Source organism: Thermus brockianus, from assembly GCF_021462505.1.
In the GTDB taxonomy this organism is placed as follows: domain Bacteria; phylum Deinococcota; class Deinococci; order Deinococcales; family Thermaceae; genus Thermus; species Thermus hydrothermalis.
On sequence record NZ_JAKEDV010000009.1, the window covers coordinates 65,663 to 91,115 of the forward strand.

Sequence of the window (25,453 nt, forward strand, 5' to 3'; positions counted from 1 at the left end):
GCTTGGGCCGGGGGTAGGATGGGGTGAAAAGCTATGGACTACCGGCGCCTTTTGGACTTGACGGGCCAGGTGGCCTTGGTGGTGGGGGCGGCCTCGGGGATCGGGCGGGCCTCGGCGGAGGCCTTGGCGGCCTTCGGGGCCAAGGTGGCCCTGGCCGACCGGGATGCGGCGGGGCTTTCCGAGGTCGCGGAGGGCCTAAGGCGGAATGGCCTCGAGGCGGACGCCCTCCCCGTGGACATCGCCGAAAAGGAGGCGGCGGACCGCCTCGTGGCCTGGACCCTGGAGCGCTTTGGCCGCTTGGACACCCTGGTTACCACCCCGGCCATCAACGTGCGCAAGCCCCTCCTCGCCTACACGGACGAGGAGGTGGACCGGGTGGTGGACCTGAACCTGAAGGCCACCCTGCGCCTCCTCCGGGCCGGGGGGCGGGTGATGGCGGAGCAGGGCTCGGGAAGCCTCATCGCCTTCGCCTCCATCCGCGCCCTGGTGGTGGAGCCCGGGCAAGGGGTCTACGCCGCCACCAAGGCGGGGATCCTGCAGCTCGTCCGGGCCTTGGCGGCGGAGCTTGGGCCCAAGGGGGTGCGGGCCAACGCCATCGCCCCTGGGCCCATTGAAACCCCCCTCACCGCCCCCATCAAGGCCAACCCCGGGTGGTACCGGGCCTACGCCGAGAAGACCGCCCTGGGCCGCTGGGGCAGGCCCGAGGAGGTGGCCATGGCCGTGGTCTACCTGGCCTCCCCCGCCAGTAGCTACGTCACCGGGACCCTCTTCCTCGTGGACGGGGGCTGGACGGCGGTGGACGGGCGGTATGCGCCGCCCCTGTAGGGGGCTTTGGGCGGGGTCAAAGCTGGACGATCTTGTACAGGGTCACCAGGACGATGAGGACCCCGAAGATCTGCTTGATCCGGGCCGGGGGGACGAAGAGGCTGGTGAGCCTCGAGCCCAGGTAGGACCCGAGCGCCCCGGCCACGAGCAGGGTGGGGGTGAGGCCCAGGTCAAGCCGGGCGGTGGCCATGTGGGGGAGGAAGGCGGAGAAGGAGGGAGGGGTTACGGCGAAGGCGTTGATGCCTGCCGCCCGTTTGGGGTCATGGCGGGTGAGGGTTTAGGCCACCCGTTTTCCTCCCAGGTAAACCGCCTGCACCCGGAGGGCCTCGTCCAGGACCACCAGGTCGGCCCGCTTCCCGGGTGCGATCTCCCCCCGGTCGGAAAGGCCCAGGTAGCGGGCGGGATAGAGGGAAAGCCGCCTCGCCGCCTCCTCCAAGGGGAGGCCCCAGGCCACCAGGTTCCTCAGGGCCTGGTCCAGGGTGAGGGTGCTCCCCGCCAGGCTCTCCCCAAGCCAGACCCCGTTCCCCTGCTTCTCCACCCGGTGGGCCCCCAAGGGGTAGGTGCCGTCCGGCATCCCCGCCGCCGCCACGGCGTCCGTCACGAAGTAGAGGCCGGGGATGGCCTTCAGGGCCAGGTGAAGGGCGGAGGGGTGCACGTGGAGGCCGTCGGGGATGAGCTCGGCCCAGGCACCCCGCTCCAGGGCGAGGCCCACCACCCCGGGGGAGCGGTGGTGGAGGCCGGTCATGGCGTTGTAGAGGTGGGTGAAGCCCGCAGCACCCGCCTTCAGGGCCTCCAGGGCCTCCTCGTAGCCCGCTTCCGTGTGGCCGAGCTGGACCCGCACGCCCCGCTCGGCCAGGAAGCGCACCAGGTCCAGGGCCCCAGGGAGCTCGGGGGCCAGGGTGATGGCCCGCACGGGGGCCAGGGAGAGGAGGCGGGAGGCCACCTCCAGGTCGGGGAGGAGAGGGTAGGGGGGCTGGGCCCCAAGGCGCTTTGGGCTGATGAAGGGGCCCTCGAGGTGGACGCCCAAAAGGGCCTCTCCCAAGTGGCCTTCTCCCGCCTCCCTGATGCCCCTAAGGGCGCGCTCCAGGTCGGGAAGGGGGGCGGTGACCGTGGTGGCCAGGAGGCCCGTGGTGCCGTGGGAGAGGTGGAAGCGGAGGGTCCCCTCCACGCTTTCCTTCCCCGCCATAACCTCGTGCCCCCCACCCCCGTGGACGTGGAGGTCCAGAAACCCGGGGAGGATATAGGGGCCCTCCACGGGGGCCTCTTCCAGGGCCTCTATGCGCTCGCCGAAGTGGAGGCGGCCTCGGAGGAAGCCCGAGGGGGTGAGGATCTGCCCCTCCAGGACCCCGCCCATACCCTCTAGCCTAGCCTCGAGGCCATGCCGGACCCCAGGGGGGCCTTACCTCGGGTAGCCTGAAGGGGTGAGCCTGCTACGCCCGGAGTTCCTCCAGGCCCTGAAGGAGGCCCTTTCCCGTTACCCCACCCCCTTTTACGCCTACGACTGGCAAGCGGTGGAGGAACGCCTAAAGCGCCTTCGGGCCGCCTTTCCCTTCGCCCGCCTCTTCTACGCCCTGAAGGCGAACCCGCGCCTTGGGCTTCTCCGACGGCTTCGCGCCTTGGGACTGGGGGCGGAGGCGGTTTCCTTGGGGGAGGTCCTAAGGGCCTACTGGGCGGGTTTTTCCCCGGAGGAGGTCCTCTGGAATGGCCCCGTGAAGCCCCGGGAGGCCCTGCGGGCCCTGAGGGGCCAGGCCCCCGTGGTGGTGCTGGACTCCCGGGAGGACCTGGGGAGGGTGGCGGAGGAGCTTCCGGGGGTGCGGGTCCTCCTGCGGGTGAACCCGGACCTCCCCGTGAGGACCCACGGCCACCTGGCCACGGGCCGGGGGGAGAGCCAGTTCGGCGTCCTGCCCGAGGAGGTGCCCGTCCTTCTCCGGGAGGCGAGGGAGCGGGGGCTAAGGGTTTTGGGCCTCCACCTGCACCTGGGCTCCGCCCTCGAGGACCCCGAGGACTTCCTCCTGGGCTACCGGGTGCTGGAGGCCCTGAGGCCGGAGGTGGGGCCCGTGGAGGTGCTGGACCTGGGGGGCGGGTTCGGCCTGGGCCCGGGCCTACGGGGCGGAGGTCTGGCTGGAGCCCGGGCGCTACCTGGTGGCGGAGGCGGGGGTGCTGGTGGCCCGGGTGGTGGGGGTGAAGGAAACCCGGAGGCGGTACCTCCTCCTGGACGCCGGCATGACCGCCCTCCTGCGCCCCGCCCTCTACGGCGCCCGGCACCCGGTCCTTCCCCTGTACGAGGGCGGGGAGGAGGGGGTGTACGACCTGGCGGGGCCCGCCTGCGAGGCGGGGGACGTCCTGGCCCGGGGGGTGCGCCTCCCCGCCCCCGAGGAGGGGGACGCCCTGGCCCTCCTCGAGGCGGGGGCCTACGGGGCCAGCATGGCCCTTTCCTACCTGGATACCCCGAGGCCCCTGGAGCTCCTCTGGACGGGGGAGGCTTGGGAGGTGTTGCGGGAGCGGGAGCCCTGGGAGAGCCTCATGGCCGGGGAGGGGCCGCCGGGGGACTAACGGCCTCGGAACGGTGGGAAAGGCCTCCGGGGACTACGCTTGGCGCTTCTGCCAGGTGGTAGGGGTGCCGGGCTTGGGCGACGGGGTCGTGGCCCCCAGATGGGGCACACCGCCCCTAGCGGGATGTGCAAGCGCCTTGGGTTGACGGCGCGCCGTTAGCACGGTACCATGACCACATATGGCAATATTGCCATAAGCGAAAGGAGACATGCATGCCGAGCGCCCTGCACCGCTACAAGGCGGAGTTCTTCAAGGCCTTGGCCCACCCCTTGCGGCTAGCCATCCTGGACGCCTTGCGGGAGGGGGAGAAGAGCGTCACCGCTTTACAAAAGGAGCTTCGCGTGGAGCAGTCGGCCGTGTCCCGGCAGCTGGCTTTTCTGCGTGAGCGAGGGTTGGTGGAGGTGAGGCGGGAAGGTGCCCTCGCTTACTACCGCACCAAAGACTCCGAGGTCTACGCCTTCTTGGACCTGGGGCGGCGCATCTTCGAGCGCCACCTGCAGGCGGAGCGGGCGCGCCTTCAGGCCCTCGAGGAGGGGATGTGAGCGCCTGGCTCCTCGGGGCGTGGCCCGCCTTGCTCGGAGCGAGCCTCTTAGGGCTAAGGGATCCGAAGGGCCACGCTTACGGCCTGGCTCTTGGGGCGGTGGGGGCCCTCTGGCTCGGTGGGGGAGGGCTGGCCTGGTGGCACAACGCTCAGGCGGGGGGCTTCTTCCTTGCGCTCCTTGGCCTCCTCACCCTGGCCCTCGCCCCCTATCTCCCCGCTTACCTCGCCCATCACCCCAGGACGGCGAGGGTCTATGGCTTCCTGGTGCCCCTCTTCCTCGGGAGCATGGCGGGGGTTGCGGTGGCCCCCCCGGGGTTTCCCTTCCTGTTCCTCTGGGAGGGCATGGCCCTTCTCGGCTACCTCCTCATCGCTCTGGAGGGCCCCAAGGCGGAGGCGGGGGCCCGCGCCTTCTTCCTGGCGAGCCGACTGGGGGCGGCGGGGCTCTACCTGGCCTTTCTGGGCCAGGGAACCCTTCCTAGGGAATGGCTATGGGCGGGGCTTTTGCTGGGATTTGGGGTGAAGGCTGCCCTCTTTCCCTTGCACCCTTGGCTTCCCCTGGCCCACCCCGTGGCCCTTAGCCCGGTTTCCGCCCTCCTCTCCTCGGCCATGACCAAGCTTGGGCTTTACGGCTTGTACCAGGCCCCGTTCTGGTTCGGCCCACCTCCCAGTTGGGCCGGTTGGGCCCTTGTGGTCTTGGGGCTTTCGGGGGGCGTATACGCTCTGGTACGGGGCTTGGGCGAGGAGGACGTGAAGGGTGCCCTGGCCTACTCCAGCGTGGAGAACCTTGGCCTCATGCAGGCGGCGCTCGGGGCCTACTTCCTGACCCAGACGCCCCTCTTTCTCCACGCCTTTTTCCTGCACCAATTGGCCCATGCGCTCTTCAAGGGGCTCCTCTTCTTGGCGGCGGGGGCCTTGCCGGAGCGACGTCTATCCCGCCTTGGGGGTCTGTGGCGTTCGGAACCCGTTTTAGGCGCCTTGGTCCTTCTGGGGATGGGCGTGGGGGCGGGGTTACCGCCCGGGCCCCTTTTCCTGGCGGAGTGGACCCTGTACCGGGGTTTCCTTGGGGCGCCGGGCCTTCTGCCTCTGGCGGTGGGCGTCTTGGCCCTGGTGGGGGCCCTCGCCCTCTACTTTTATGTCCGCCTCTTCGGCCTCGCCTTCCTGGGCCTGCCCCGCGCCAGGGTGGAGGTCCACCTGGGGCGGGGCATGCGCCAGGGCCTGGGTTTCCTTGTGGTGGCCTTGCTCGCCCTTGCGTTCTTCCCGGGCTTGGCGCTTGGGCCCCTTCGGGCTTCCTTCTACCTCAACGGGATCCTGCTTTTCCTTCTCGTGGCGTTGGCGTACCCCCTCTACCGCCACCTCCTCGCCCGGCCCCACCGGGACTACGGCACCTGGGACTGCGGCTATGGGCAGCTGGAGCCCAGGATGCAACCCAACGGCCTAGGATTCGCCGCCCCCGCCTTGGGCCTATTCCCTTTCCTCCGCCTCTGGGTGGGCGATAAGCCTCTTCTGGAAGAGCCCCTCGCCAACACGTATGCCGGAGTGGGCCGCAGCTACGCCCGCCTCGCTCGGGCGTTCCAGGGGCTCCAGTCGGGGAGCATCCACCTCTACCTGCTCCTCCAACTCCTCACCCTTGTGGCCGTTCTTTGGGTGGTGTTGCGATGACGGCGGTCCTAATCCTCCTCCTAGCCCCCCTCTTTACGGGAAGCGTGAAGTGGCTCAAGGCGAGGCTCACGCACCGGCAGGGGGCGAGCCCTTTCCTGGAGTACCGGAACCTCTCTAAGCTATGGCGCAAGGCTTGGGTGCGTCCATGGCCTAGCTCTCCCGCCTTTCTCCTTGGCCCCATCGTGGCCCTTCTGGGGACCACCCTGGCGGTGAGCCTCCTCCCCATCCTCCCAGGATTGGCCTTACCCGGAGACTTCCTGTTGGCTGTCTACCTTGTAAACCTGGGCCGCTTCTTCCAGATGCTGGCGGCCTTGGACGCCGGGAGCGCCTTTGGAGCCCAGGGTAGCTACCGGGAGGGCGTGGTTACCCTACTGGCGGAGCCGGGAACGCTCATGGCCTTGGCGGCTGCGGCGGCCGTGGGGAAGGGGGGTAGCCTCCAGGGTCTGGCGGTCCTGAACGGGGAGCATGCCCTGGTGGTGGTCCTGGTCCTCGCCTCCTTGGCGGTGGCCTTCCTGGCGGAGGGGGCGCGGATGCCGGTGGACGACCCCGCCACGCACCTGGAGTTGACCATGATCCACGAGGCCCAGCTCCTGGACCACGGCGGCCCCCTCCTCGGCCTATACGAACTGGCGGCCTCGGCCAAGATGCTCTTCTACGCTGGCCTCATGGCCCTCCTCCTGCCGGGGCCGCGGCTATGCGTCTTCTTGGGGTTGGTAGGGGTGTGGGCGGTGGTCCTCGCCTACCTGGAAACCTATGGCGTGAAACTCCGCTATCTGCGGCTCCCCGACTTTCTTTCCTATAACACCCTGTTTGGGGCGCTGGCGCTTTTGGGGGCGATATGGCTACGGTGAACGTGCTGGTCCTTGCGGTGTTGGCCACGGGATTTCTCATGGTGAGTCGGCGGAGCCTGGATGCCATCATCCGGCTTTACGCCCTACAGAACATCCTCTTGGCCCTGGTGTCCTTTGGATTGGCCCATGGGGAACTCCACTTCGTTTTGGCGGGGCTCGCTCTTTTCCTCCTCAAGGGGGTTGCCATACCGGTTTACCTCTTCTGGCTTCTGGACCGCCTCGAGGTGAGCCACGAGGTGGAGGGCTACCTCTCCGTCTTTCTCACCTTGGCCCTGGCGGGGGCCCTCACCGCCCTGGCCTTCCGCGTGGGCGGGGTGTTCATTCTTCCCGGGGCTCCGCTCCCCGAAGGGGTGCCGGTGGCCCTGAGCCTGGTCCTCTTGGGCGCGCTCTCCATGGTGGTCCGGAAGAAGGCCATCAGCCAGGTACTGGGGTTCCTGGCCCTGGAGAACGGGGTCTTCCTCCTCGCCCTCTCGGAGAGCCATGGCCTGCCCCTCTTCGTGGAGCTGGGCGTGGCCCTGGACGCCTTCGCCGCCGTATTCCTGGCGGGCGTTCTCCTCTTCCGCATCCGGGGAGAGCTGGGGCATCTGGACACCGCCCGGATGCGGGCCCTGAGGGGGTGAGGGGTGCTTTACCTGCTCCTTCTCCTCCCCCTCCTGGCGCTCCTGGGCCGGCGGGAGGCGGGCCGCCTGGCCCTCCTTTCCCAGCTCGTGCCCTTAGGGGCGGCGCTTCTTTCCCTGGCCCTCTTGGGCCAGGCGTCGGGCCCGTTTCGGCTGGATGCGGTGGGCCTTTTCTACCTCGTACTCACCGATTTGCTGTACGCCCTGGTGGCCCGGTTCGCCCTCGGGTACTTCCCAAAGGAGGAAGCCTGGCGCTTCTATTGGGCCGGCGCCCTCTTCCTCTTGGCCGCCCACGGGGCCTACCTGGCCCACAACCTCGGGGTCCTCTGGATCTTCGTAGAGGGGAGCACATTGGCCTCCGCCCTCCTTGTCTACCACAGGGGCGGGGCCAGGGCCCTCGAGGCCACCTGGAAGTACCTGATGCTGGGGAGCGTGGGCATCGCCTTCGGGCTTTTGGGCGTCATCCTGGTCTACGCCCTCCTGGGGGGAGCCACCTTGGACTGGGGGCGGGCCCGGTCGCTCATGGCCTCCGTGAACCCGGAGGGGTTCAAGGTGGCCTACGCCTTCTTGCTCGTGGGCTTCGGGACCAAGGTGGGCCTTTTCCCCCTCCACACCTGGCTTCCCGATGCCCACGCCGAGGCCCCAGGGCCCGCTTCCGCCTTGCTTTCTGGAACCCTTTTGAATGTGGCTTTCTACGCCCTGTTGCGCTACGCCGCCCTAGCCCAGGCGGCGGGACTCTTCCCCTTCGTCCAGGGCCTTCTCCTCTTCTTTGGCCTATTGAGCCTTTTGGCGGCGGGGCTCCTCCTCTATGGCCAGAAGGAGTACAAGCGGCTCCTCGCCTATTCCAGCGTGGAGCACATGGGGCTTGCCCTCTTTGCGCTGGGCCTCGGACTGCCCTGGCTCGCCCTCTTCCACACCCTGGCCCACTCCCTGAGCAAGACCCTCGCCTTCCTCGGGGCGAGCGGGGTGTACGCCCTCACCCATGCCCGGGAGGTGGGGCGGGTGGGGGGGCTCTTCCTGGGCCTCCCCGCCCTCGGCGTGCCCCTGGTCCTGGCCTTTTTGGCCCTTGGGGGGCTCCCGCCCTTCCCCCTCTTTTACGCCGAGGTCCAGGCGGTGACGGCGGCGTGGCGGTGGCCTGTCCTGGGTCTCCTCTACCTCCTCGGACTCGGGCTTGCCTTTGCCGGGTTGCTTCCGGCCGTAACCCGGATGGGCTTCGGTCCCGGGCAGCCGCCCAAGGCCCGGGGCCTGCCGTGGGCCCCCCTTTGGCTTTTGCTCGGCGCCCTTCTCTTCCTCGGACTATTCCCCCCGGTGGCGCTACTTAAGGCAGTGGAGGCGGTGCTGTGGACGAGGTGAGGGAGGCGTTGCGGTCGGGTCGGCCGGTGGCCCTGTACCCCTATGGGGATGGGGTGGCCTTGGTGGCGGAGGTGGAAGGGACGCTTCGGGTCTACCGCTACGGGGGTGGGGGGCGGTTCCCGAGCCTGGCAGCCGAGTTCCCTGCCCTGGACTGGTTTGAGCGCGCCCTATGGGAGCGGGGCCTGGAGGTGGACGGGCATCCGGACTTGAAGCCCCTGCGGCGCCACGACCTTCCCTACACCTTCCGGCGCTTTGCCGAACTGCACGAGGTGCCGGTGGGACCCGTCCACGCCGGGATCATCGAACCGGGCCACTTCCGCTTCAGCGTGCTCGGGGAGAGCATCGTTCACCTGGAGATCCGTCTCGGATACCAGCACCGGGGCCTTCTTACCCTTTTGCGCAGGGCCGGTCCCGAGCGGGCCCTACTCTTGGTGGAGCGGGCAGGGAGCGAGCCGGTGGCCCACGCCTTGGCCTTCGCCGAGGCCTGGGAAAGGGCCCTCGGGCGGGCGGCCCCTCCCCGGGCCCAGGCTCTTCGGCGCGCGGCGTTGGAGCTGGAGCGGGCCTTTGGCCACTTGGGGCGCCTGGCGGGGCTTTTCACCGACATCGGTTACGCCTACGGGGCCACCCAGGTGGGGCGGATCCGCGCCCTCCTGCAGGCGGGGGTGGACCGTCTCACCGGCCACCGGTACGGGCGCAACTTCGTCCGCGTGGGCGGGGTGGGGCGGGAGGGCCGGGCGGACCTCGAGGCCCTCGCCAGCTACCGTAGGGAGCTCGCCCGCCTACTCCCCCGCCTCTTGCGCCATCCCCCTGTGCTGGACCGGATGCGGTACGTGGGCGTGGTGCGCCGGGTGGAGGCGGAAACCCTAGGTTTCGTGGGCCCCACGGCGCGGGCCAGTGGGGTGGCGCGCGACCTGCGCCAGGACGACCCCCTCTACCCGGGTTTTGCGCCAGCGGTGCGCCAGGGCGGGGACGTTCTGGCGCGGGCCCAGGTATACGCCGAGGAGGCGGTGGCGGCCCTAGACCTCGCCTTGCGCTTCCTCAAGGGCCTCCCTGAAGGCCCCCTGGCCTGGGAACCGCCCCCGGGGGAAGGGGAGGGGATGGCGCGGGTGGAGGCGGGTAGGGGGGAGGTCTTCTGGTTCGTGCGCCTCCTGGAGGGGCAGGTGGACGTGGCGGAGGGCGTGGACCCTTCCTTCAAAAACTGGCGGGCCCTGGAGCTTGCGGTGCGGGGGGAGGGGCTTCCCGACTTCCCCCTTTGCAACAAGTCCTTTGACCTCTCCTATGCGGGGAACGACCTGTAGGGGGGAAGGTGAGCCTTTGGCACAGCTTGCGCATCGGTCGTTTAGCGAGGAAGCTCGAGGATCTCCTGAGGGTCCCGGTGCACGCCTTCGGCCTGCCACGCCTGAAGCCCGAAGGGCTTGACCGGGAAGCGCAACGAGGCCTCCTTTCACTCTGCCCGAGCGACGCCTTCTTTGAAGAGGAAGGGGTCTTCGGCCTTGACCTTGCACGGTGCGTGGGATGCGGCCGGTGCGCCCTGGCCTATCCACGGGCAGTGGGGGAGATGCGGTCCTTGGCGGTGGCGGTGAGGCGCAGGGAAGACCTGGTGCAGCGGGTGGACCTGAGGAGCCGGGGTTTCCTGGACCCGGGCCCTCCTCCTCCCCCCCGGCCCGAGCTGGTCCTTCCCACCCTGGCTTTCCGGGAGGTGAGCGCCGGGGATACGGGCCTTGCGGACTCCGAGGTGGCGCTTCTTGCCAACCCCTTCCACGACATGGGTCGCTTCGGCTTTACCGTGGCCGCTTCGCCCCGGCATGCGGATGCCCTGGTGGTTACTGGCCCCGTGAGCCGCAACATGGCCCAGGCCCTCTGGCGCACCTATGAGGCCACACCCGAGCCCAAGGGGGTTGTGGCGGTGGGAAACGAGGCCATCTCGGGGGGCGTGTTCGCCGGGAGCCCCGAGGTGGTGGGCGGGGTGGACCGGGTGGTGCCCGTGGACGTGTACGTGCCCGGGGACCCTCCCCGGCCCGGGGCGATCCTCTTTGGCCTCCTGCTCCTCACGGGCCGGGTGGCGCAACGGCTCCGGGGAGGGATCCTTCCCGATGAAGCCCCAGAAGGGGGCTAGTTTAGGAAGCGCACGAGAGCGCCCTCGAGGCCCTCCAGGCGGAGAAGCCACCACCCCTCCCTGGGGGGACGGGGGAGGCGGAGGCCCGGGGGGACGGCCCGCCACTTCCCCTCGGCGTATTGGGCCACGAGGAGGGCCTCCCGCCCGGTGCCCGGAAGCGCCTTCCAAACCTTCCCGCCCACCCACCAGACCCTGGCCCAGGTCAAGGATAGCCCCCAGGGGGCACCGGGTCCCTCGTAGTAGGCCCACCTTGCCGGTTCCAGGGTCTTAAGGCCCTCTGGGCCCAGCTCCACCACCATCCCTGGGGCCAAGTAGGGGAGGAGGGGGGAGGCGGAGGGGATGGCCCGGCCCCCTGCCCAAAGCTGCCCCTCCTCCACCACCTCTACCCGTCCGTAGTAGAGGGGGCGCTTTTCCTTTTCCTCCTTCTCCTTTTTCCTTTCCTTCTCTTCCTTGCCCTCCCTCCCCGAGGCGAGGGCCAGGCCCATGGCCGCTAGGAGCCAGAGGGCTAACCTACAGAGAACCTGCCGCCGCCCCATCCTCCCACCTCGGCAACCGGACCCGCACCCGAAGCCCGGGCTGGGCGTTTTCCACCTCCAGGGTGCCCCCAAGCCGCCTCGCCGCCTCCTGCGCCAGGGCGAGGCCAAGCCCTAGACCATCCCCCGCCATCTGCCCCCGGAAGAAGGGCTCCGCAAGCCGGGATAGGTCTTCCGGTGCCACCCCGGGCCCGTGGTCCCGCACCTCGAGGATGACCTCCTCCCCCCGCACCCCCAGGCGCACCTCCACGGGCGGGGCTCCGTGGCGGCGGGCGTTCTCCAGGAGGTTATCCAGGATGCGCTCCAGCAAGGCCGGGTGGGCCAGGACCCAGGCGGGCCCTTGTAGGCTGGCCCTCACCCCCTCCTCTCCCGCCAGGTACTCCCCGAGAAAGGCGCTGAGCTCTAGCGGGGCCAGGTCGGCCCCTTCGGACCGGGCCAGGGCGAGGAGCCCCCGCAACACGGCCTCCATGCGGTCCACGCTTTGGGCGAGCTGGGGAAGCGCCCGCTTTAAGGGCAGAAGCCCACCTTGAAGGGCCTCCACCTGGCTCCGGATCACCGCCAGGGGGCTCCTCAGCTCGTGGGAGGCGTGCCGGGTGAAGAGGCGCTCCCTTTCCAAGGCGGCCCGCACCGCCTCCGCCATGCGGTTAAAGCCCTGGACCAGGCGCCGGATCTCCCGTTCCCGCCCGGGGGCGAGGGGTTCGGGAAACCGGAGGAGGGAAACCGCCTCCACCGCCCGGGCCAGCTCGTCCAGGGGCCGGACGATGAGCCGGGCGAAGCCGTAGCCGAAGAGGGTCGCCAGGAACAGAAGGGGAAAGAGGAGCAAAAGCCCCCCGCGCACGTAAGCCCTTAGGGCGCGGGTGTACTCCTCTGTGCGCAGGTAAACCTCCAATTGGTAGCCCTGCCAGGGAAGGCTTAGGGTGCGCCAAGCCTCCCCCGCCTGGGGGAAAAAGCCCCCCTCCAGGATCGGCGTCCCCGCCTCCAGGAGCCGGAAGCCAAAGACGTAGTGGCTCCCGCTGAAGGCCTCGGCGGAAGTGAGCCGGGGGCCCTCTGGGGTTAGGACGAGGGCCCTCTGCACCTTCGAGGCGGCCTCCCCCAGGTCCAGGGCGATGTCCCGCTCCACCAGGTTCCAGAACACGGCGTAGCCCCCGAGGAGGCTGGCGAGGCCCGTGCAGGCGGCCACCAGGAAGAAGGCCCAGGCCAGGCGGCCCTTGAGGGTCATGGTTCTCCCAGCCGATACACCCCAGGCACCCGCTCCACCACCCATGGGGCCAGGGATTGCCGGAGCTTCTGCACGTACACCCGGAGCACGGCGTCGCTTTCCGCCCCAGGAAAGAGCCCTTCTAAAAGCTCCTCCCGGGTGAAGGTCCTCTCCGGGTGAAGGGCGAGGAGCTCCAAGAGGGCGAAGGCCTTGGGGGAGAGGGCCACTTCCTTGCCGGCGTAGGTGACCCGCCGCTGGGCGAAGTCCACCACCAGGGGCCCCCGGGTGAGGATCATCCCCTTGAAGCCGGCGGTGCGCCGGGCCAGGGCCCGCACCCGGGCCACCAGCTCGGAAAGGTGGAAGGGCTTCACCAGGTAGTCATCCCCGCCCAGCTCCAGGCCGTGGATGCGGTCCTCCAGGGCATCCCGGGCGGTGAGGAAGAGGATTCCTCCCCGGTAGCCGCTTTGCCTTAGGTCCTCGGCGAAGCGGAAGCCGGCCCCTTCCCCCTCGGGGAGCATCACGTCCAAGACCAGGACGTCGGGCTCCCCCTCCGCCAGCTTCTCCCAGGCTTCCTTTAGGCTCCGCACCCCCGAGGCCTCGTACCGCTCCTTCCGGAGGACCGCCACCACGGGCTCCAGGATGCCCTGCTCGTCCTCCACCACGAGCACCCTCATGGCTCCCGCACCCAAAGGGCCAGGGCCCCGAGAAGGCCCAGGCCCGAGAGGCTCAAGGGGGCGAGGGGCGGGGGCGTGCCCTCCTGCTCCTTCCCTTCCCACCCCGGCCACGCCTCGCCCTCCTCGTCCACGAGGACCACCCGAGGGGTCCCTTGGGCTTCCCCTAGGCTCGCCTCGAGGTGCTCCAAAAGCCCCACCAGGCCAGCGCCCCCCACCAAAAGGAGCAGGGCTACCGCCAGGGGCCGGCTTTGGGGAAGGAGAAGGCCCAGGCCCACGGCCAAGGCCCCTAGGGTGGCGGCTATAGGGGCGACGACCTGTACGCCCTCCACGTGGCCCATGAGGAAGAGCTCGGCCAAGGTGAGGAAGAACCCCATCAGCGCAAAGAGGCCGAACACTTCCGGCAGATGCCTGCGCAACCATGTCCTTGCGTTTCCCATCGTCGCCTCCATCATTTCCCACGCCAAGCCTTCCCGTCCAGCCCATGGCAGTAGGCGCAGAAGTTGGCCGGCAGGATCTGGTTGAAGGCTTGGCTGTCGTCCGGGTTGCGGATTAGGGCGAGCTGTGCCTCTTGGAAGGCCCTGGCCAAGGCGAGCGCTGCGGCGCCTATTTGGTCCGCTCCCCGGTGGCAGCTGGCGCAGGCTTGCCCCCCTAGGCGTTCCGCCACCTCCCCGTGCCCTTGGGTGAAGTCCTGGCCGTGGTCCCGAGGAGTATGGCAGAGGTTACAAGAGGCCGCACCCTTCTTCCCCAAAGCGGTGAAGACGGGCCCCCTTATGGGGCTTCGGCTTCCTGGAATCTGCTGGACCAGCCTTTTACCGTCGTGGCAGGTGGCGCAGAAGCGGCCCAGGGAGGTGGGGCCGTGGGGTTCCAGGCTGGGGTTGGGGGCGGTGCTCGGCCAGGCCTTGCCCTTGTCCAGACTGGCGTGGCAGGTTTCGCAACTGGTCCCCTTCGCTCCAAGGAAGCCGAAGTGGCGTTCGTGGCTGAACACCACCCGGCCCATGCCCTGGGGCTGGAAGGTCCGAACGAGGTCTTGGGGCGGTTGCCACTGACGCTTGGGCTTGAGACGGCCTTCCTCCACCTCCACGTACTGGCCTGGCACCAGGCGCACACCCGGGGGGAGGGGCGTGCCGTCGGAAAGGACCGCCGCCCCCTTCTCCGCATCCCAGCGGACGTAGAGGTAGCGCTCCCCTTCCGAGGCCAGGGCGAGCCCCAAGAGGAGCAAGGGGAAGAGCCTCCTCATGGGGTCCTTCCCTCCTCCCGGACCTCCACCCACACCTCGTCCTTGACCCGCATGCCCATGAAGCTCGGGGCCTTAAGCCCATAGTCGCTTAGCCTTAGTTAGAGCGAAGGCACCCTGGAAGCGTACCCCTTTTCCCTCCTGGTTCAGCTTCACGGGCCAGGCCACGGGCTTTTCCACGCCGTGGAGGGTGAGGGTGCCGAGGACGAGACCCTTAGCCCTGTCCACCCCTTGGAGCCTCAGGCAGGCCTGTGGGTAGCGGTCCACCTGGAACATCTCCCTGGTGTGCCGGTCGCGAAGGGGTTCCTTGGAGTCCCAGGCCGAAAGGTCTATGCAGGCTTGGCCCTGGAGGCGCTCCCCCTCTTGGACCACCTCTCCCTTAAGGGTCCGGTTGACCCCCTGGAAGCTTCCCAAGGGTGCCTGCGCTCTATATACCGCTTCCCCCGTCACGCTGTACCTCTGGCCAAGCGCCAAGCCGGCCAGGAGAACCGAGAGGGCAAGAAGCCGCACGTCCTTTCACCTCCTCCCTCCAACCTAGCCAAAGGCCGTATACGGGGCGTAAACGAGGGGGCAGGGCCTCGTCCATGGCCACGGGGAGGTCCCTTTGGGTTGGGGAGTTGGTCCACGCAAGCTGTTGGGCCCGGGATACGCTTTGGCCCCAGACCCCCCGGCTTCCAAGGCCAAGGGGTGCGGGTGGTCCTAAGAGGCTCCCACGGGGCGCTGGGCAGGAGGCGTGCAGGTACGCTTAGGAGGAAGGACCTTTCGGGTGATGGCGTACCCTTGGAAGGGGAAAGGATGGGGGAGCACGGCTCGGTTGTTCTTATGTGGGACCAGGAAGCGTGGGGCCTGAAGGCGGGAGAAGTGGGCACCGTGGTCCAGGTATATCCCCACGGGGGTTACCTGGTGGAGTTCGTGGACCACGAGCGCAACACCCTGGCCCTCCTGGACCTCTCCGAGGCGGAGGTGGCCCCCCTCACGGGGCCCGCCCGCCTCCGGGCCAGGGGCGCCTAAGCCCTCGCCCGCCGCCCGGCCCCCTGGCGGGACCGCAGCCGGGGACCCACGGGTCAGCGAAGCCACATGCGCCGTGGGGGGCTTAGTGCCCCCATGACTCAACGGGCACCCAAAACCCCGAGGGGACGCTCTCCTACCCCACGTGCTCCCGGTGCGATCCCCACCCCGGTGGGCGGAGAATTTGCATCGTGGCCTCCAGGCGCCGCCTCTTTCCCACTAAACCGCAGGCCAAAGACCTGGCCAAGGCCTGGACGGGGCCATCCGGAAGGGCACGGCGGAAGCCCCGTCCCCAGCCGAGGCCAGGCCGAGCCGCCTCTTTAGGCCACGCGCTCCAATGCGGGGAGCCGTCACCTCCTTCCCTTGAGCTCCACCTCCCTGGCCTGGAGGGCGGTGCCCGAAAGGGTGCCCTTGACCTCCACCCAGTCGCCCACCCGGATTAGGGCGAAGAAGCCCGCTTGGTCGTAGGTTTGGTCGTTGGCCTCAAACTGGGTGGAGGCATCGGTGACCACCGTGTAGCCGAGGAGCCCGAACGAGTAGTTGGCGCTGTCCACGTTCTGGACGGGGCCTTCCCACTCGCCCTCCTCGCTCCCCGTGGCCCCCTTTACCTCAATGCGCAGGGCGTAAAAGCGCCCTTCGGCGTCCTGGGTGGCGGGGTCGTAGGCCACGTCCACGTAGTCCCCCACCTGGATCTCCCCAAAGGCCATGGGCCCGTCCGGGTCGTCCCGCTTGACGAGGGTGTTCTGGTCTGCGTAGAAGGCCAGGCTACCCAAGGCCAGGGTCATGGCCTCCGGGTCCAGGGCGGTCACCTGGCCCTTGGCCTCCGCCTTGGGGGCCCTCGTCTTCGGGTACTTCACCTTCACCAGCTGGGCGTGGAGGAGGGTGGGGTCGTTACCGTCCACCTGGCCCTTGGCCTCCACGTAGCTCCCTTCCGTCAGGTTGCCCACCACTTGGGCACGGCTAAAGTCCACGGTGTAGCCGAGGAGGGAGAAGGTCATGGCGGCCTCGTCCAGGTTGGCGATGGGGCCTTCCAGCTCCACCCGCCGGGAGGTGCCAAAGCCGCTTTGGCCCTGGCCCTTGAAGGCCACCTTCGTGGCGAGGATCGTGGTTCCCGAGAGGGTTCCCTTCACCTCCGCCCACACCCCGTGCTGGGGAGTGCCCTCCACCCGGGCTTGGGCGTAGTTCACGGTGAAGCCGTTAAGGGTGAAGGTCTTTGCCTCCGTTTTCAGGCCTTGTACCCGTCCCTCGGTTTCCACCTGGGAGGAGGGCGCAGGGTAGCGCTCCACGTACGTGGCCAGGATGCCGGTGTCTGTGGCCGTGCCTTGGACCTCCACGTAGTCCCCTACCCGTAAGTCGGAGAGGAGGAGCGTCCGGTACCCCCGGGGAGCCTTTTCGTAGATGCGGGTGTTGGCGTCCGTGTACACCGTTTGGCCGAGGACCACCAGGGTGCCCGCTTGGAGGTCCACGTTGGCCACGGGGCCCCTCAGCTCCACCTGGACCTCGAGGGCCTCCACCCGGATGCGGGTGCCCGTGTCCTCGCCCTTCACCTGGACCACCATTCCCGGGAGAAGGGTGCCGGAGAAGGCTTCCCCCTCCTTCGCCAGGGACGCCCCGCTGAGGTCCAAAGGCTTGCCCAAGAGCGTGGGCTGGGCCTCCGTCCCGCCCAGAACGCCCAGGGCCTCGAGGGCTTGCCCTTGGCCCGTCTGCGGGGTAACCTGGCAAGCGGAGAGCAGGGCAGCCAATGCGAGAAGCGCCTTCCAGCGCATGGGTACACCTCCTCGTCCGAACCTAGCACTCCGGCGTAAGCGGGGCGTAAATGGGCTTCTATGCGGCTTGGCGGGCTGGGGGGAGCTCTATCCCCGGCACACCCTTGGCTTCTTTCCCTGGTTATCGTGTCGGGGATGTGCGGGCGAAGCCCGAGGAAGCCTCGGGAGCCTGGCGCTACACCTGAGCTGACCGCTTGCATGGCCTTTGCTGCGCAAGGGCTTCTGCTATCCTCAGTACAATCCTGGGCGGCGCCTGCGAGGTGCGCTTCTGCGTGACCGAGGAGGGACCCAGCAATAGCTCTATCGTGAACCGAGGTCAGGCGATGCCTAGTTCGTAGCCTCGGACTTTAGTCCGAGAAGCTGTGACGAATCACTCCCGGAAGAGACCGAAAACGGCCCAGTGCTCCCGCAAGAGCTCGGGGTGCCACTGGACCCCCAGGAAGAGGGGGTGGCCTTCCAGGACCACCGCCTCCGCCAGGCCATCGGGGGCCACGGCCAGGGGCTTTAGGCCTTCGCCCAGGGTCTTCAACCCCTGGTGGTGGTAGGAGTTCACGGGAAATTCCTCGGGGAAAAGGTGGGAAAGGGGGCCATCCGCCACCTGGCGCACGCTGTGGGCCAGGGCGGGTGGGGGGCTCTTCTGGCGGTGTTCCACCTCGGTAAACCCTTGGGCCTCGAGGTCCTGGTAAAGCGTCCCTCCCAGGGCCACGTTCATCACCTGGATTCCTCGGCAGATCCCCAGGGCGGGAAGGCCTTTTTCTGCCGCATAGCGGGCGAGGAAAAGCTCGTGGGCGTCCCGTTCCGGGCTCACCTCCCCAAGCTTGGGGTGGGGTCCTTCCCCGTAATGCGTAGGGTCTAAGTCCCCGCCCCCGGGGAGGAGGAGGCTGTCCAGGTGGGGGAGGATGCGCTCCAGGTAGGGCTCGAGGAGGCCCCAGAAGCGGTAAGGCATATACCCCTCGGCCATACGGAACTGGCTGGCCACGCCGATGAGGCGCATGGTCATAGTCTAGGTGCTTGGGATCCCCCCTTCAAAATGGTTGGGGCGGAGGAGAACCCTCCGCCCTTGCGTTGTCTGTAGGCTCAGGCTAACCGCTCACGTTTATGTTGCAGTCGCCTTTGCAGATGACGATGATGATCTTGATCTTGGGCCACGTGATTTTGAGGGTAGGCTCCTCCGGTGAGGCGATGTCGTCCTCTATGCCGATGCCCACAGGCCCATCGTTGGGTAGCACCTGGGCGGGCAGGGTGGCGATTACCCGATTGGGGTCGCCCAGCTTGGTGAGCTGCACGGCGTACCCTCCGGCGGGGTTGCGCACCAAGCGCAGGTTCAGGAAGGGGTCGCCCTCGGGTGGGCACCAGACATTGCTCGGGCCGCAGTCGGTGGTGGTTCCCCCCCACGGCTTCTTGCGAAGGTAGAGGAAGCCCAGGTTTTCTCCCACTAGTTCCTCGATGGGGGTGCTGTCCCACAACTTGGGGTTGTCGTAGGGTATCGCCGCTACGGAAACATCCTCCCGGAGGAGCCAAGGGGTTTCTTCCCTTGGCGGGAAGGGCTTGGGCCTGCCGCAACAGACCTCCCGGATCTTGCGTTCATAGAGGATGGCACCCTCTTTGCCTGCGTTGTAGGCTATCTGCCGTCCGGTTAGGGTATCAGGAGGAAGGGCGCTCACAAGGTGCATGCGGAGCGGATTCGAGGGATCGTTGCGGAGAATGATGATGATGTCTATGGTCCAAGTGGAACCCTGTTTACTGATGGAGAGCTTTACTAGATGCTCGGATGCGCCCGATTGATCGGGGTTCCCCCGCATCTCCACCTGCGCCGGGGTCCGCACCGAAGCCGCTCCCCGTTCACCGTGCCACTCCAGCTCGTAGCCCCCTTGAGGGGCTTGGCGCAAATAGGCCAGGTCGGCGTAGCACCATGGGCGCGTTTTGCTCGGGCACTTGATGACTACAAAAACGGGCTTATCCACGGGCGGCAGGGGATAGGGGAAGGGAGGGCGCCAGGGGCCACCGATAAGGACGGTGTCCTCGCCGTCCTTCGCCATGGTTAGGGGGCGAGGAGAAACGGCTTGAGGGGAAAACCCTTGAGGCATGAGGTCGGCAAACGCATTCACGGCCTCATCCAAGAGGGACTGGCCGGCGTCGTAGAGCACATTGTCGTTCTGGATGAGCTCGTCAAGGGGGGTCGTCTGCCCACCCGTCTGCCCCCCGCAAGCAACCAGGAGGGCCAACAAAGCGCCAAAGCTCGCTAGCAAAACGGCTTTCCTCATCCTCTTCCTCCTTTGAGGCGTATCCTTTTAGCCTCGAGGCCTAGGGTAGCCTAGGGGGTCTGAACGCACCCTTAACGCTCCCTGAACCCCAACCTGCCGGCATGCCGCCATCATGGCCTTGCCGAAAGGTCCACCCTCCCTTTCCCCACCTCCTGGGCAGGGAAGGGGAGGGGCGAAGCATCCTGTTCCAGGTTTCCCTGGAGCTGCGCGGGGGTGAGGCTGGGCTGGGCCGAGAGCCAAACCGCCATGGCCCCCGCCACCAGGGGCGTGGCGAAGGAGGTGCCGGTGCACGTCCCCATAGCCCCGCCAGGGACAGAGCACTCCAGACCCGTCCCAGGGGCCGATAGGTCCAGGTACGCGCCTCTCGTGCTATAGGGGGCGGGGCGCAGTCCTCCCTGGTTCGGGTCCCTTTCCAAAGCCCCCACGGCCACCAGGCCCGGGAAGTCAAAGGCCGCAGGGTAGTGGGCTGGGCTTCCCTGGTTCCCCTGGTTCCCAGCGGCGGCGGCCACCGGGATGTTCTGGCTCAAGGCCGCTTGCAAGGCCAGCTTGAGGGCTTCCACCGGCGTGTCGCCCCCTAGGCTCAGGTTGAGCACCGTGGGGCCCTGGCGGTGTTGGACCACCCAGCACACCCCCCGCACCACCCGGCTGGCCCGGCAGACCCCGTTCTCGTCGCAGACGCGTACCGGGACGATTTCAGCATCGGGGGCGACCTCCTTTACCAGCCCCGCTACCCCGGTACCGTGCCCGCTGGGAAAGGCGTCCTGGGGCGTGGTGTCGTCCTCCACGAAGTCGTAGCCCGGTGCCTGGGGGATGGCTGCGTCCACCCCGGTGTCCAGGACCGCTACCCGGACCCCTCTCCCTCGGTAGCCCCGCCCCTGCGCCAAGGGGGCTCCAATGGCCTCGCTCCCCCAGCCGCTTAGGCTCCACAGGCTTTCCGGGTCGGCTTTATAGCTGGGGTCCTGCGCTTCCAACTCCTCCAGGGCCTTGCCTAGGGCCTCGCCGCTATAGCCGAGCTCGGCCAGGGCGAAGCCGCACCCCTGGAGGTCGTCCCGGCGAAGGAGGGTAAACCCCCTCGGCAGGGTAGGCGTGCGCCCAAGGGGGAGGCGCAAGAGGATTCGGTTCCGGTCCACTTGGCCCAGCACCCCCAGGGTGGCTTGGGCCTCCTTGGCGCCGGCCACCACCCGCACCGCCCTCGGCCCCCCGGGCACCGGGGGCACTTGGAAGCGAAGGGTGTTCCCTTCACGCGCCGTTACCGTGGCCTCCCTCTCCCCCACGAACACCCGGGCCCCCTCGAGGGCCATGCCCGTCACCCGGGCCGTCACCTCCTCCCCGATGGCCGCCCGGCCCGGGGACAGGTCTAGGCTTGGGCTCCCGGGTGCGCAAGCGGAAAGCAAGGCGAGAATCAACCAGAAGGGTCCACGCATCCATCTCCTCCTCGCTACAGGGAACGCTGTGCCCGCTCAGGTCCAAGAGCCAAGCGGGCATGGCTAGGGAAGGCTTGCGCTAGCCCCGCCCACCGTGTAGCTGCCGGTGGCGATGGCTAGGCCGATGTCGGTGGTAGCCGTGAAAGCGCCGGGGTCCGTGGCGTCCAGCTGCAGGAGGGGGCTTGCCGAAAGCAGGGCACTTACCGATGCGTGCACGGTACTCCCGGAAGCGAAGGGCGTGTGGCCCAGGGTGCTGGAGAGATCCGGGAAGCTGTAGCCTGTGGCGGTCCCCAACCAACCCTTACCCAAGGTGGCGTGGTAAACGAGGGTGGGATCCTCCAGTTCCAGTCGGTAGGCCCTCAGGTTCGCCCCGCTATAGCTAAGTCCGCTCACCGTGGGGTGAGCGGCGGCGCTCAGCCCCAGGCTCCCTGTGGGCCAAGGGTTGGGCAGGGCCAGGGAAATGGCTCCTCCGCCGCTACCCTTGTAGGCCTCGAGGACGTGGCCGCCGGCGCCCGCCACGGCGAAGGCGGCGTAGCGGTCCCCCGGGCCAAACCCGCTCACGGGGCGGAAGGAGAGGTTGGTGGCGGCGCTACCGGTGGCGGAACCCACGGTGCCCAAGCCCTGGTTATCCGCGCTGAGGTAGACCACTTGGGCCATGCCGAACGTGGGGCTGAAGCCTACGGGGAGGGTCACCATGAGGGTCTGAAGGGGTGGGGCGTCCGAAGCGGTAAGGGTAACGCTGCTGGATCCACCGGCGCTGATGTTTACCCCCCGTACCACCTTGGCCGCCTTGTAGTTGGTGGGGTTACCCGGTGCGCTCACCGTCACCAGCAGATCCTGGGTTCCGGCGGGGGCCGTTAGGGGAACCGCTACCGGACTCGTCAGGCTGGTCACCGTCCCCCCGGCACTAAAGGCTCTTCCACTGGCCATCACGGTGTCGCCCACGGCCAACCCGGGTACCCCGGGGGCGTTCACGGTGAGGGTGTAGCTCACCGTGCTGGGGTTTGTACCGCTACAGGTCACCTTGGGGTTGGCGAGCTCTGAGGCGGCCGCTTGGATGACGTGGACTTCCACGGCCATCCCCGGGACCAAGGGGTTGCAACGCACGGCCACGCCGTAGAGAGTATTGCCGCGCACGCTGATGGTGTAGGTGCCACCGGGGTTTGGGGTGAGGGCTGTCCAGGAGCCGCTACCCAACTGGTAGGCCGCCGCATAGCCAACGTTCTGGGTGTCCACCACAGTCAGGGTGATGCTGCTCGGGGGTGGGACCGTGCCCCCGCCGCAACCTGCCAACATACCCGCCAACCCCATGCCCAGAAGTTTCCGTACCATCTTCCCACCTCCCCCGCACCCTAGACCACCCCCCCTTAACGGGGTCTGAACGTCTCCAGGCGGCCCCGGTAGCGCTCGGCCAGCACGGTGTACCGGGCTTCCTCCAGCAGGGCTATAGCTTCCTCGAGGTTGGCCCGCTCCCCTGTAAGCTCGGCCAGGTTGGCGAGCACCGCCGCCGTGAGCACCCACTCCTGGCTGGCCCGGGCGAGGCGGAGGGCCTCCTCGTAGGCCGTTCGGGCCTCCTCGGTGCGCCCTTGGCGGTGGTAGAGGGCCCCCAGGTTGTTCCAGGCCCGGCCCATGGCCTCCAGGTTCCCCTGGGCCAGGGCCAGGGACTCCTTGCAAAGCCCTTCGGCTTCGGCCACCTCCCCCCGGCGCTCCTTCAGCACCCCCAGGTTGAGGTAGATCCGGGCCCGCAGCCAAGCCCGGTTCCCCACAGCCTCCAGGACCTCCCTGAACGCCTCCTCCCCCTGCCCGAGTTCCGCCAAGGCCACCGCCCGGTTACCCAAGGCTCCAAGGTGCCGCGCTTCTTCCCCCGCCATCAAAAACCGCACCGCCGCCCGGCTAAAGGCCTCCGCTGCCTCCTGGAAGCGGCCTTGGGCCAGGAGCGCCATGCCTTGGAGGTTTAAGGCCTCGGCCTGGGGGTAAGCACCCCCCTGGGAGGCCGCCTCGGCCTCGGCCAGGGCCTCCGCAAGGTGGCCGAGCCGGAAGAGGACTATCCCCCGCACGGCGCTCCTTTCGGGGCTTGGGGGTAGCTCCTCCAGAAGTTCTAGGGCTTCGCGGTAGCGGCCAAGCCGCTCCAAGGCGCGTGCCCTGAGGAGGAGGATCTCGGGCTCGAAGGAGAGTTCCGCCAAGAGGGCCAGGGCCTCGTGGGGGGCTTCCTCCACCCTCTCCCGGGCTAGGCCCAACAGGGCCTGTTGCCCCCTGGGAAGGTCGGCCACCGCCCAGCATCCCCGCGCCGCTAGGTACAGGGGGGCCGCCTCCCGCAGGGGTAGCTTGCGGGCGAGTTCCAAGGCGGCCTTGCGCCCTTCCAGGGTCAAGGGGGCTTCCAGGGTAGGTTGCCCTTGGGCGTCCAGGAGGCCCCGGGCCATGAGGCGGTCCAGGGCCTCCGCCTGTAGGCCAAGGAGGCCCACGGCGCGGGTTAGCCCCACGAGTTGGATGGCGAAGAAGGCCTGTTGGGCCTCGAGGTCCAAGGGCTCCCAGGGGGGTTCCTCCTCCAGCGGTTCGCCTATACCCGGGAGGTTGCGCACCTCCCGCATAAGGGCTTCCGCCTCCTCGGTTAGCCCGAGGGCGTACAGGGCCCTCGCCTGGCGGGCGTGCCCCCGCCACAGGGCCTCGGCCAAGGCCTCTCGTTGGCTCCAAACCCATTCCTCCAGCTCCGCGGGAAGCCCCTCGTCCGCTCCCTCCAGGAACCTTCCCTCGTAAAGGCGGCGGGCCTCTTCCAGCCTTCCCTCCGCCAAAGCGGTCCGAAAGATATGGGCATCGCAGGGGATTTCGGTGTGGAGCACGTCCCCACCCAGGACCGGGGCACCGGCCTTCCGGAGCTGGGTCAGGGCCACGGAGAGGCTATTTAGGGGGTCGCTGGCCTCGGGCCAAAAGAGCTCCGCCAGGTGGCGGCGGGAGCGGGGGCCCTCGAGGGCGAGGTACGCCAGCAGGAGGAGGGGCTTCTTCTTGCGAAACCCCTTGGCCTGAGGGGTTTCTAGGGAGAGGGTTCCTAGGGTTCGCAGCATGGCAGGAAAGGGATACGAGTAGTTTAGCCCTGGGACGGGCTTTGGGGAAGGAGGGGCAGGCCTGCCTCAGGCAGGGCTTGCCCGTGCTCGTTCAATACCGCAAGGGCCTTTGCGGAACGAGGCCAGGACTACTTCGCAAGGAAGTCGGGGGATGCCAGGCCGCAAGCCCTACAATCCCAACCCAGCGGCACCCCTCAGGACCACCTGACCTCCGAGGAAGGCCAAGGATCCCTGCGCCTCTCCCAGGACGCCAAGGCGCAGAAGAAGACCCGCACCTAGGCGTGGATGGTCCGCCTGGCCAACGCAGGATGGCCCGCCCCCCGCATCGCTCTCCCCTTCCACCCCCATCCCCCACCAACCCCTCGCCGAGGGCATCCCCGGGTTCCTCCACCGCAAACCCCGAGGTGCAGGGTCCAAGCTCACCCCCGGGATGGCCGCTTCCGGGAAAGGCTCAAGGAGGACCGTACCTTCAGGTTGGCAAAGCTCTCCGAGGCCCTCCTGAGCGCTTTGGCGTGGCCCTAACCCCCGGGCACCCTGGCCCGCCACCTCCGGAGGACGGGTTGCGGGTGGAAGCGGACCCGGCAGGTGCGCCTGACGAGGTAGGGGTGGACTCCCTGGACGGGGGCGGTTTCGCTCTGGGCCCGCCGGCGGAATACACGGGGTGCCGAGGGGGGAGGCGAGGTACTTGCCGAGGTCCAGCCCGCATTGCCATCCCATGGAGGGGGGTATGGCGATGGGCGAAGGGGCATGGGATGCCCTGGCGGACGAGCGTTTGCAGGGGTTACGGGAGGCAAGGGTGGGAGTCCTGAGGGCTTTGGGGGGCGTTAGGTTGAAAACCTAAGGGGAGGGGCATACGGCGGGCAGCCCTTGCTCTTTGTCGCATAACTTGCGACAATACCATTATGGTTCTCCCACCCGATCCTGTGGCGCGTGCGACCCTCCTGGAAGAGGGTTTGCCCAAGGAGGCGCTCCTAGAACTGCAAAAGAACCTCGGACTTCCCCAAACCACCCTGGCCCGCCTCCTCCGCACCACCCCCAGGACCCTCCAACGCCAGGGGGCGCGGCTTTCCCCGGAGCTCTCCGACCGCCTCTACCGCCTCTACCGCCTTTACGAGCGGGCCCTCCTCTTCCACGGCGACCCGGAGCGGGCTCGGCGCTTCCTCCTCACCCCAAACCCCGCCCTGGGCGGGAAGCGCCCCCTGGACCTTGCGGTCAACGAAGCCGGCCTCGAGGCCACCCTTGACCTCCTGGACAACCTGGAGGAGGGGGTGTACCTGTAGGGAGACGGGTTTGCGAGCCTACCGTCTCGTGAAGGCGGACTATGCCCCGGAGGCCTTCTCGGGCCGCGGCGCGGCGCTCCGGGGCGGGCGCTGGAACCCCAAAGGTGTTCCCGCAGTCTACGCCAGCGAGCACCTGGCCCTGAGCGTGCTGGAGTGGTTAGCCTACGCCCTGGAGGTAGCCTCCTTGGAGAGCTACGTCTACTTTCGCCTAGAGGTGCCCTCGTCCGAGGTTGTCCGGGCGGAAATCCCGCCGAACTGGAGGGCCCTCCCTCATCCTCCCGAAACCCAGGAAGTCGGCAGACGCCTTCTGGTGGAGGAGGGCGCCCTTGCTTTCCTTGTACCCTCGGTGCTGGTGCCTGAGGGGTGGAACCTGGTCCTTAACCCGAAGCACCCCGCCTTCCACCTGGTGGAGGTAGAGGGGCCTTTCTCCCTTGTCTGGGACCCCAGGGTGGAGGAGTTGGTGCGGCGGGCACGGGGCTAGCGGGGCGGATAAGCCTC

24 protein-coding genes and 2 pseudogenes are annotated in these 25,453 nt (G+C 68.4%); 12 read left to right on the forward strand and 14 right to left on the reverse strand.

The window, feature by feature from the left end:
* Window positions 1-33: 33 nt before the first annotated feature.
* Complete coding sequence (locus tag LXN00_RS10765; protein WP_234508126.1) at window positions 34-825, forward strand: SDR family NAD(P)-dependent oxidoreductase; 792 nt, start codon at window positions 34-36, stop codon at window positions 823-825.
* Window positions 826-841: 16 nt separating this feature from the next.
* Here the strand turns inward: LXN00_RS10765 and LXN00_RS10770 are convergent.
* Window positions 842-1,087 (reverse strand): annotated as a pseudogene (locus tag LXN00_RS10770) (TSUP family transporter); the annotation flags it as partial.
* A 15-nt stretch (window positions 1,088-1,102) separates the two neighbouring features.
* Window positions 1,103-2,179, reverse strand: a complete 1,077-nt coding sequence (gene nagA, locus LXN00_RS10775) for an N-acetylglucosamine-6-phosphate deacetylase (RefSeq protein ID WP_234508128.1) — start codon at window positions 2,177-2,179, stop codon at window positions 1,103-1,105.
* 73 nt (window positions 2,180-2,252) lie between these two features.
* Between nagA and LXN00_RS10780 the strand changes: the two are divergent.
* The 8 genes and pseudogenes from LXN00_RS10780 (at window position 2,253) to nuoB (ending at window position 10,515) form a co-directional block, all read left to right on the forward strand.
* Window positions 2,253-3,378, forward strand: a pseudogene (locus LXN00_RS10780) (diaminopimelate decarboxylase family protein).
* A gap of 212 nt (window positions 3,379-3,590) precedes the next feature.
* Window positions 3,591-3,920 carry an ArsR/SmtB family transcription factor gene (locus LXN00_RS10785; RefSeq protein ID WP_234508129.1) on the forward strand — a complete coding sequence of 110 codons (330 nt, stop codon included), beginning with the start codon at window positions 3,591-3,593 and terminating at the stop codon, window positions 3,918-3,920.
* On the forward strand, window positions 3,917-5,578 hold the full coding sequence (locus tag LXN00_RS10790) for a proton-conducting transporter membrane subunit (protein WP_234508131.1): 1,662 nt from the start codon (window positions 3,917-3,919) through the stop codon (window positions 5,576-5,578). The genes LXN00_RS10785 and LXN00_RS10790 overlap by 4 nt, the downstream gene beginning before the upstream one ends.
* Window positions 5,575-6,429 (forward strand): respiratory chain complex I subunit 1 family protein, encoded by an 855-nt coding sequence (locus LXN00_RS10795; protein ID WP_234508133.1) that lies wholly within the window; start codon window positions 5,575-5,577, stop codon window positions 6,427-6,429. Before LXN00_RS10790 ends, LXN00_RS10795 begins: the two co-directional genes overlap by 4 nt.
* The gene (locus LXN00_RS10800) at window positions 6,417-7,049 is read left to right on the forward strand and encodes an NADH-quinone oxidoreductase subunit K (RefSeq protein ID WP_234508135.1); all 633 of its coding nucleotides are present in this window, start codon (window positions 6,417-6,419) and stop codon (window positions 7,047-7,049) included. The genes LXN00_RS10795 and LXN00_RS10800 overlap by 13 nt, the downstream gene beginning before the upstream one ends.
* Before the next feature lie 3 nt (window positions 7,050-7,052).
* The gene (locus LXN00_RS10805) at window positions 7,053-8,399 is read left to right on the forward strand and encodes a proton-conducting transporter membrane subunit (RefSeq protein WP_234508137.1); all 1,347 of its coding nucleotides are present in this window, start codon (window positions 7,053-7,055) and stop codon (window positions 8,397-8,399) included.
* Window positions 8,387-9,697 carry a hydrogenase-4 subunit G gene (locus LXN00_RS10810; RefSeq protein WP_234508139.1) on the forward strand — a complete coding sequence of 437 codons (1,311 nt, stop codon included), beginning with the start codon at window positions 8,387-8,389 and terminating at the stop codon, window positions 9,695-9,697. The genes LXN00_RS10805 and LXN00_RS10810 overlap by 13 nt, the downstream gene beginning before the upstream one ends.
* Window positions 9,698-9,705: 8 nt before the next feature.
* Window positions 9,706-10,515 carry an NADH-quinone oxidoreductase subunit NuoB gene (nuoB, locus tag LXN00_RS10815; protein WP_234508142.1) on the forward strand — a complete coding sequence of 270 codons (810 nt, stop codon included), beginning with the start codon at window positions 9,706-9,708 and terminating at the stop codon, window positions 10,513-10,515.
* Here nuoB and LXN00_RS10820 read toward each other — a convergent pair.
* The 6 genes from LXN00_RS10820 to LXN00_RS10845 all read right to left on the reverse strand — a co-directional run bounded on the left by LXN00_RS10820 (window position 10,512) and on the right by LXN00_RS10845 (window position 14,664).
* Window positions 10,512-11,051 carry a hypothetical protein gene (locus LXN00_RS10820; protein ID WP_234508143.1) on the reverse strand — a complete coding sequence of 180 codons (540 nt, stop codon included), beginning with the start codon at window positions 11,049-11,051 and terminating at the stop codon, window positions 10,512-10,514. The genes nuoB and LXN00_RS10820 overlap by 4 nt on opposite strands.
* Complete coding sequence (locus LXN00_RS10825) at window positions 11,026-12,267, reverse strand: sensor histidine kinase (protein ID WP_234508145.1); 1,242 nt, start codon at window positions 12,265-12,267, stop codon at window positions 11,026-11,028. The genes LXN00_RS10820 and LXN00_RS10825 overlap by 26 nt, the downstream gene beginning before the upstream one ends.
* Entirely contained in the window at window positions 12,264-12,920 is a 657-nt protein-coding gene (locus LXN00_RS10830) for a response regulator transcription factor (protein WP_234508148.1), read from the reverse strand. The genes LXN00_RS10825 and LXN00_RS10830 overlap by 4 nt, the downstream gene beginning before the upstream one ends.
* Complete coding sequence (locus LXN00_RS10835; RefSeq protein ID WP_234508150.1) at window positions 12,917-13,357, reverse strand: hypothetical protein; 441 nt, start codon at window positions 13,355-13,357, stop codon at window positions 12,917-12,919. The genes LXN00_RS10830 and LXN00_RS10835 overlap by 4 nt, the downstream gene beginning before the upstream one ends.
* 11 nt (window positions 13,358-13,368) lie before the next feature.
* Window positions 13,369-14,157 (reverse strand): cytochrome c3 family protein, encoded by a 789-nt coding sequence (locus LXN00_RS10840; RefSeq protein WP_234508153.1) that lies wholly within the window; start codon window positions 14,155-14,157, stop codon window positions 13,369-13,371.
* Between the two features lie 72 nt (window positions 14,158-14,229).
* Window positions 14,230-14,664, reverse strand: a complete 435-nt coding sequence (locus LXN00_RS10845; RefSeq protein WP_234508155.1) for a YceI family protein — start codon at window positions 14,662-14,664, stop codon at window positions 14,230-14,232.
* A 285-nt stretch (window positions 14,665-14,949) separates the two neighbouring features.
* On the opposite strand from LXN00_RS10845, the gene LXN00_RS10850 reads away from it, so the two are divergent.
* A complete protein-coding gene (locus LXN00_RS10850) occupies window positions 14,950-15,165 on the forward strand; it encodes a DUF4926 domain-containing protein (protein WP_243092367.1) in 216 nt (71 codons plus the stop codon).
* A 347-nt stretch (window positions 15,166-15,512) separates the two neighbouring features.
* On the opposite strand, the gene LXN00_RS10855 is transcribed toward LXN00_RS10850, so the two are convergent.
* The 6 genes from LXN00_RS10855 to LXN00_RS10880 form a co-directional block, all read right to left on the reverse strand.
* Window positions 15,513-16,928, reverse strand: a complete 1,416-nt coding sequence (locus LXN00_RS10855; RefSeq protein WP_234508159.1) for a DUF5666 domain-containing protein — start codon at window positions 16,926-16,928, stop codon at window positions 15,513-15,515.
* 370 nt (window positions 16,929-17,298) lie between these two features.
* On the reverse strand, window positions 17,299-17,922 hold the full coding sequence (locus tag LXN00_RS10860) for a gamma-glutamyl-gamma-aminobutyrate hydrolase family protein (protein ID WP_234508161.1): 624 nt from the start codon (window positions 17,920-17,922) through the stop codon (window positions 17,299-17,301).
* A gap of 88 nt (window positions 17,923-18,010) precedes the next feature.
* On the reverse strand, window positions 18,011-19,192 hold the full coding sequence (locus LXN00_RS10865) for a hypothetical protein (RefSeq protein ID WP_234508163.1): 1,182 nt from the start codon (window positions 19,190-19,192) through the stop codon (window positions 18,011-18,013).
* 110 nt (window positions 19,193-19,302) lie between these two features.
* The gene (locus tag LXN00_RS10870) at window positions 19,303-20,616 is read right to left on the reverse strand and encodes a S8 family peptidase (RefSeq protein WP_234508165.1); all 1,314 of its coding nucleotides are present in this window, start codon (window positions 20,614-20,616) and stop codon (window positions 19,303-19,305) included.
* A 63-nt stretch (window positions 20,617-20,679) separates the two neighbouring features.
* Window positions 20,680-21,948: a peptidase S8 and S53 subtilisin kexin sedolisin gene (locus LXN00_RS10875; protein WP_234508167.1), complete on the reverse strand. Its 1,269-nt coding sequence runs from the start codon at window positions 21,946-21,948 to the stop codon at window positions 20,680-20,682.
* A 35-nt stretch (window positions 21,949-21,983) separates the two neighbouring features.
* Window positions 21,984-23,675: a tetratricopeptide repeat protein gene (locus LXN00_RS10880; RefSeq protein WP_234508169.1), complete on the reverse strand. Its 1,692-nt coding sequence runs from the start codon at window positions 23,673-23,675 to the stop codon at window positions 21,984-21,986.
* Between the two features lie 923 nt (window positions 23,676-24,598).
* On the opposite strand from LXN00_RS10880, the gene LXN00_RS10885 reads away from it, so the two are divergent.
* Both LXN00_RS10885 and LXN00_RS10890 read left to right on the forward strand, forming a co-directional pair.
* On the forward strand, window positions 24,599-24,955 hold the full coding sequence (locus tag LXN00_RS10885; RefSeq protein WP_234508170.1) for an antitoxin Xre-like helix-turn-helix domain-containing protein: 357 nt from the start codon (window positions 24,599-24,601) through the stop codon (window positions 24,953-24,955).
* A gap of 10 nt (window positions 24,956-24,965) precedes the next feature.
* Window positions 24,966-25,436 (forward strand): RES family NAD+ phosphorylase, encoded by a 471-nt coding sequence (locus LXN00_RS10890; RefSeq protein WP_234508172.1) that lies wholly within the window; start codon window positions 24,966-24,968, stop codon window positions 25,434-25,436.
* The last annotated feature ends 17 nt before the right edge of the window (window positions 25,437-25,453 follow it).